At 58.2% G+C, this 263-nt stretch carries 1 pseudogene; it reads left to right on the top strand.

Annotated features, from left to right (window positions below):
• A pseudogene (locus K0F75_RS25465) lies at positions 1 to 263 on the top strand (starch synthase); the annotation flags it as partial.

Below are 263 nucleotides of genomic sequence, written 5' to 3'. Positions count from 1 at the left end.
CTGCAAAGCAAGGCCAGCCAAGGGCTGCTCAGCGGGATTCCCAATGGCATCGACGCCAGCTGGGATTCGGAAACCGATGAACACTTGATTTGCCGGTTTGCCCCGAACGAATGGCAGCGCAAGGAAATCAATGCCGACCATGTGCGCGAGCTGTTCGAGCTTGAACCTTCCACGGGCCCTTTGTTCGCCGTGGTATCGCGCCTGGTCTTCCAGAAAGGCCTGGACCTGACCATCGGTGTTGCCGAGCATATCGTCAATCAGGG

Origin of the sequence: Pseudomonas sp. UMAB-08, from assembly GCF_900095225.1 — a bacterium.
Classification (GTDB): domain Bacteria; phylum Pseudomonadota; class Gammaproteobacteria; order Pseudomonadales; family Pseudomonadaceae; genus Aquipseudomonas.
Note: the sequence above shows the minus strand (reverse complement) of the source record. Positions and strands in the feature narration are given on the sequence as shown.